A 5,702-nucleotide genomic window follows, 5' to 3' on the forward strand; every position below is an offset into this window, starting at 1 on the left:
GAGCCAGGATCAAACTCTCCAAAGAATTTGATATAGCTCTTTAAAAATGACGAAGCTTGCGCTTCATTCAAACATTGTAAAACTTTTTTGCCTCATCGTTCAGTTTTCAAAGTTCGTCTGTCGTTCTTGGCGACTTAAATATCTTAACAAGCTATCAACTAGAAGTCAATATCTTTTTTTCGATTTTCAAAACCGCTCTCGGCGACGTCTATTAATATATCAATAAAACTTTAAATACACAATAGCTTTTTTAGAAAAACTTTAAATTATTTTTCATTTCAATTGTCTATCGCTTCAAATCTCTTCATATAATTCTAGTTCCTTCATTATATAGAGAAAAAATGCTCGATGTATTTGCTAGAGTGATTCAGCATAGAAAAAGGCGAGATGGAATATCTCGCCTCACGACCTTAAGTTAGACAGTGAAACATTGCGTCGCTTCGCTTCTTTCAAATAAAAGAAGTATAGGGCTTCCGCTTGTTTTACTTGGGCTGCTAACTCACCGGTATCTTCGATGCTCACTTCAAGAATGTGACGTTTCGATTCGTACTTCGCCTTAGCATCTAACAACTCCGACAAAAACCTTTGATCGTAACCATAGCGTAAAGGTTTACGAAACCACTTCATAGTTCCCGTCGACCTTCCATCGCTCTAGATAATGTCACTTCATCCGCGTATTCCAAATCGCCACCCACGGGCAACCCGTGAGCAAGACGTGTTACACGGATACCGGTCGGTTTTAAAAGTCGAGATAGATACATCGAAGTCGCTTCCCCTTCAATGTTCGGGTTAGTTGCCAAAATGACTTCACTAATCGCTTCATTTTCTTGGAGACGTGTTAACAAACTCGAGACGTTAATGTCTTCAGGACCAATTCCTTCCATCGGACTAATGGCTCCATGCAAGACATGATACTTCCCGCGGTACTCTCGCATCTTCTCCATCGCAATCACATCTCTAGAATCTTGAACGACACAGACTACCGTCTCATCACGATGCGAATCTCTACAAATTGCACATGGATCAACATCTGTAATGTGTCCACACACCGTACAATATTTAATATCACGCTTAGCACTGACAAGCGCCTTAGCGAACGTCAATACATCGTCTTCTTCCATATCAAGTACGTGGAACGCTAGACGGATAGCAGTTTTCGGACCAATGCCCGGCAATTTTGTAAAGCTTTCAATCAAACGTCCGATCGCTTCAGGGTATTGCAACTCGCATCTTTCCTTTCTTCACTTAAAAACCTGGAAGGTTCATCCCTTGCGTAAAACGTCCCATTTTATCATTAACTAGTTGGTCAGCTTGTTTCATCCCGTCGTTGACCGCTGCCAACACAAGGTCTTGCAACATTTCGACGTCGTCTGGATCCACAGCATCTTCAGCAATAATGACATCAAGCACTTCTTTATGTCCGCTAACGACTACTTTAACCATGCCGCCGCCTGCTGTACCTTCGACCGTTAAGTCTTTCAATTCTTCTTGAGCTTTCGCCATATCTTTCTGCATTTTCTGCATTTGCTTCATCATGTTGTTCATGTTTCCCATTCCACGCATGTAGAGCGCCTCCTTTTAAACTTCTTCAATTTCAACGACGTCACCGAAACGTTCGAGGGCCTTTGAGACAAGTGGATCTTCTTCCTCCACTTCCTCTTCCTTATGATCCGAACGTTCAGCTTGTTTACGAAGGATGAACTCATTCTTCAACTCAACCCAATCGGTCTCGAGTACAGCCATGATTTCTCGACGAATCCCCGTCACTTCGAATAAGGCTTGTTCAATCACGTCTCGCGTGCGACCGTTCGAGCTAACCTGCTCGTAATGCCACGTCATCCCATCTTTAAATTGTACCAGTAAGGTGTCACTAGCACAAAGCACAGCCTCACTCTCATAGAACAGTGCAAAAATCGGACCATCTTGCGTGCGAATGTTCCCCATGATGTCTTCCCAACTATCACGGATTGCGTTTAAGTGTTGGCGTTCCGCTCGTTGCAATAATTGACGAATGCGTTCTTTCGGGACTCGAATTTGAGTTCGCTTGGCAACTTTCGGTTTCTCCGCTGTTGCTTCCGCTGCAGGGACACCCGTTTTCTTGACTTCATTCAACTCGCGACTCAGTTCACGGACCTGCTCTTGAAGTTGTTTCATCTGTTCTGTCATCGTCCGTCCTTGTTCAGCAATCCGAATAAACGTTAACTCAACTAAGACTTTCGGATGGTTTGATAATCGCATCTGTTGCTGACAGTCATTCAACTCTTCAATCACTTGGAACAACTCGTCCGTCGACGTCGCTTCAACAAATTGTCGGAACGTCTCTGTCGGACGGGCGCGTTCGAGTAAATCGACGGCTTGAGGTGAAGCCTTTAATAGTAAAGCATCACGATGAACGAATACGAGATCTTCAATGAATCGCTTCAAATCCTTACCTTCACGAAGCATCGTTTCCAACGTACTCAAAATTTGATCGAGTTGCTTCTGTTGTAAGCCATAAGCCATATCAAGTAGAGCATCATCCGTTACCGCGCCGGTCACTTCTAGAACAGCGTCTTCGGTCAAACGGCCATCGCTAAAAGCGAGCGCTTGATCGAGTAGGCTGAGCGCATCGCGCATCCCACCATCGGCAGCACGAGCAATCAGCTTGAGCGCCTCTGGATCATAGTCATAATCTTGATCGTTCAAGATATATGCCATACGTGTTTGCAATTGACCGACTTCATGCCGTTTCACATCAAAGCGCTGGCAACGTGAGATGATAGTTGCCGGAATTTTATGTGGTTCTGTCGTCGCCAAAATAAAGATGGCATGCGCCGGTGGTTCTTCCAGCGTTTTCAATAAGGCGTTGAACGCCCCAGTCGAAAGCATGTGCACTTCATCAATGATATATACTTTGAAGCGCGCTTGAGAAGGCGGATATTTGACTTTATCCCGAATTTCTCGAATCTCATCGACCCCATTATTTGAAGCCGCATCGATTTCAAACACGTCCGGGCTCGTCCCTTCCGTGATTGCGATACAAGTCGAGCATGTGTTACACGGTTCTCGTGTGGGTGCTGTCTCGCAGTTGATAGCTTTCGCGATAATTTTCGCCAAACTTGTCTTCCCGGTCCCTCGTGGACCCGAGAACAAATAGGCATGTGACATTCGTTCCTCAAGCAACGCATTTTGAATCGTACGTGTGATATGAATTTGACCGACAACCTCTTGGAACGACTGCGGACGATAAACCCGATACAACGCTTGATACGCCATGTCCCCGCCTCCTTTCTTCCTTACATTCTCTATTTCATCATACAAAAAAATCTACAACCCTGGGGCCGTAGATTGAAGTTATTAAATAAATCTGCCGCGCACCGATTTCTGAAAGCACGTCAATGTGCGTTACTCATGCAGTTTGCTCGGCCCAAGCACCCCTGCGGCACACGGTACGTCACCACTTAAGGCTGCTTCCTTCCGGACCTGACCTGGTTCATGGGTGACCGTTGCGCAGGACTCAGACGTCAACGCCACTTACACGAGGACAGGCCACACCAATGCACTCCCTCGAATCGGGATTCAGTCTCGCTATAGCGGATTGCGAGTTACAGGGCACCGCTACCTCCCCGCCTAGCACGGCAAATGGGTAAATGAAGTTAGGCACTACGTTGAGTGCTATTACATTATACTGTTTAATCAGATGGGTTGCAACCTCTCTGTTCAAGCCGCGCCTGCTTCTTCCTTTCTCTAAGGTTTCGGAAGAAAATCGTCAGCAACTCCCCACACTCTTCTGCTAAAACATTTTGTGTCACTTCGGCTTGGTGGTTGAAGCGTTCGTCTTGAACGAGGTTCATGAGCGTACCGCAACACCCTCCCTTCGGATCATGGGCACCAAAGATGACACGCTTCACACGAGACAGCACGATGGCCCCCGCACACATCGGGCACGGCTCTAACGTGACGAACAGTTCGCAATCCTCCAAACGCCAATTGCCGAGCGCCTGGTTCGCCTGTTCAATCGCAATCATTTCGGCATGAGCCGCTGCCAATAAGTCCGTTTCTCGGCGATTGTGACCCGCGGCAATCACCTCATCACCTTTAACGATGACGCATCCAATCGGGACTTCGCCGATTGCTTCCGCCTTCTTTGCTTCTTCTATGGCGAGCCTCATAAATCGTTCATCTCGTTCCATATACACACTCCGTTTCTGATCACTTATTATGAAAAAAAATGAAAATCATTTCGCTCGCCCTATCCACTTCATTGTATGCTAGAATGGAACTTGCACTTTGGATAATGGAGGATGACATCATATGTTTATAACGGTAGAGGGACCGATTGGTGTCGGGAAAACGTCACTGGCCCATATCATCAGTCAGCACTTTTCAATGCAGATGCTGAATGAAATTGTAGAAGAGAATCCGTTTCTCGGCAAGTTTTACGAAGATATCGACGAATGGAGCTTTCAAACGGAAATGTTTTTCCTTTGCAATCGCTTCAAGCAATTAGACGATATCCACAAACACCACTTGAGTCAACAGCAATCCGTCGTTTCGGACTATCATATTTTCAAAAACTTGATTTTTGCCCACCGTTCCCTGAGACCAGCTCATTTGAACAAATATGAGCAAATCTATAAGATTTTGACACACGATATGCCAAAGCCTGATGTCGTCATCTACTTACACGCCAGCATCGAGACGTTAATGAAACGTGTCGCCTTGCGTGGACGTGAAGTAGAAGAGAATATGTCTCGCGACTACCTCGAACAGCTCGCCCGCGATTATGAAACGTTCATCGAATCATACCGCGCGACACACCCCGAAGTGACGATTCTTTCGTTCAGTGGAGATGAACTCGACTTCGTCCAAAACCCGGACGATTTGACGCACGTCCTCACAACGATCGAACGTGAATTAGAATTGACTAAAGGAGCACAAATCAAATGACGCTGAATGAAAAATACAACATTCCGAATGACACGATCATCACGATCGGTGGAATGGTCGGAATCGGTAAATCGACAATCACGAACTCACTTGCCGATGCCCTCAACTTCCGAACTTCACTTGAGAAAGTAGATACGAACCCTTATCTCGATAAATTCTATCATGACTTCGAGCGTTGGAGCTTCCACCTTCAAATCTATTTCTTGGCTGAACGCTTCAAAGAACAGAAGAAGATTTTCCAATACGGCGGCGGCTTCATCCAAGACCGTTCGATCTATGAAGATACAGGGATCTTCGCCAAAATGCACTACGAAAAAGGGACGATGTCTCCAACTGACTACGAGACATACTCGAGTTTGTTTGAAGCGATGGTGCTGACACCGTTCTTCCCGCATCCTGACTTGCTCATCTATCTCGAAGGTTCGTTCGAGCAAGTGCTCGACCGCATTCAAATGCGCGGACGTGAGATGGAGCAACAAACACCAATTACGTATTGGGAAGAAATGTACGCGCGCTATACGGAGTGGATCAACAACTTCAATCTTTGCCCGGTACTTCGTCTCTCAATCGAAGAGTATGACTTGATTAACGACCCAAACTCGGTCGAACTCATCCTTGAAAAAATCGAGAAACAATTGACGATCGCTCGCGAAGCGAAAGTCAGATAAGTAAAGAAGGTGCACTGTAGACTGACCTAGCTATATGAGACACTAATAAAAACACCTTGATTAGGCTGCCGCCACACCATATTTTATCGGTGTGAGGTAGCCTAA

7 protein-coding genes and 1 other RNA gene are annotated in these 5,702 nt (G+C 45.8%); 2 read left to right on the forward strand and 6 right to left on the reverse strand.

What is annotated here, in order from left to right; genetic code table 11:
* Window positions 1–402: 402 nt before the first annotated feature.
* From KNP67_RS15075 to tadA, 6 genes are all read right to left on the reverse strand, one after another.
* Window positions 403–627, reverse strand: coding sequence for a YaaL family protein (locus tag KNP67_RS15075; protein ID WP_021065284.1), 225 nt, complete (start codon window positions 625–627; stop codon window positions 403–405).
* Window positions 624–1,223: a recombination mediator RecR gene (gene recR, locus KNP67_RS15080; protein ID WP_029596455.1), complete on the reverse strand. Its 600-nt coding sequence runs from the start codon at window positions 1,221–1,223 to the stop codon at window positions 624–626. Before recR ends, KNP67_RS15075 begins: the two co-directional genes overlap by 4 nt.
* Window positions 1,224–1,245: 22 nt before the next feature.
* Complete coding sequence (locus tag KNP67_RS15085; protein WP_021065286.1) at window positions 1,246–1,563, reverse strand: YbaB/EbfC family nucleoid-associated protein; 318 nt, start codon at window positions 1,561–1,563, stop codon at window positions 1,246–1,248.
* Between the two features lie 15 nt (window positions 1,564–1,578).
* Entirely contained in the window at window positions 1,579–3,255 is a 1,677-nt protein-coding gene (gene dnaX / locus KNP67_RS15090) for a DNA polymerase III subunit gamma/tau (RefSeq protein ID WP_214756962.1), read from the reverse strand.
* A 94-nt stretch (window positions 3,256–3,349) separates the two neighbouring features.
* Window positions 3,350–3,618, reverse strand: an RNA gene (ffs, locus tag KNP67_RS15095) — signal recognition particle sRNA large type.
* A 53-nt stretch (window positions 3,619–3,671) separates the two neighbouring features.
* Complete coding sequence (tadA, locus tag KNP67_RS15100) at window positions 3,672–4,172, reverse strand: tRNA adenosine(34) deaminase TadA (RefSeq protein WP_214756964.1); 501 nt, start codon at window positions 4,170–4,172, stop codon at window positions 3,672–3,674.
* Between the two features lie 121 nt (window positions 4,173–4,293).
* Here tadA and KNP67_RS15105 point away from each other — a divergent pair, with 121 nt between their 5' ends.
* Together KNP67_RS15105 and KNP67_RS15110 are read left to right on the forward strand one after the other, a co-directional pair.
* The gene (locus tag KNP67_RS15105; protein ID WP_021065289.1) at window positions 4,294–4,929 is read left to right on the forward strand and encodes a deoxynucleoside kinase; all 636 of its coding nucleotides are present in this window, start codon (window positions 4,294–4,296) and stop codon (window positions 4,927–4,929) included.
* Entirely contained in the window at window positions 4,926–5,597 is a 672-nt protein-coding gene (locus KNP67_RS15110) for a deoxynucleoside kinase (RefSeq protein ID WP_021065290.1), read from the forward strand. Before KNP67_RS15105 ends, KNP67_RS15110 begins: the two co-directional genes overlap by 4 nt.
* Window positions 5,598–5,702 lie beyond the last annotated feature (105 nt).

It is taken from the genome of Exiguobacterium sp. s157 (assembly GCF_018618205.1).
In the GTDB taxonomy this organism is placed as follows: Bacteria; Bacillota; Bacilli; order Exiguobacteriales; family Exiguobacteriaceae; genus Exiguobacterium; species Exiguobacterium chiriqhucha.

Excerpts from the sequence above, each read along its gene's own strand:
- KNP67_RS15075 (WP_021065284.1), bottom strand. The coding sequence starts at position 627 with ATGAAGTGGTTTCGTAAACCTTTACGCTATGGTTACGATCAAAGGTTT.
- KNP67_RS15085 (WP_021065286.1), bottom strand. The coding sequence starts at position 1,563 with ATGCGTGGAATGGGAAACATGAACAACATGATGAAGCAAATGCAGAAA.
- dnaX (WP_214756962.1), bottom strand. The coding sequence starts at position 3,255 with ATGGCGTATCAAGCGTTGTATCGGGTTTATCGTCCGCAGTCGTTCCAA.
- tadA (WP_214756964.1), bottom strand. The coding sequence starts at position 4,172 with ATGGAACGAGATGAACGATTTATGAGGCTCGCCATAGAAGAAGCAAAG.
- KNP67_RS15105 (WP_021065289.1), top strand. The coding sequence starts at position 4,294 with ATGTTTATAACGGTAGAGGGACCGATTGGTGTCGGGAAAACGTCACTG.
- KNP67_RS15110 (WP_021065290.1), top strand. The coding sequence starts at position 4,926 with ATGACGCTGAATGAAAAATACAACATTCCGAATGACACGATCATCACG.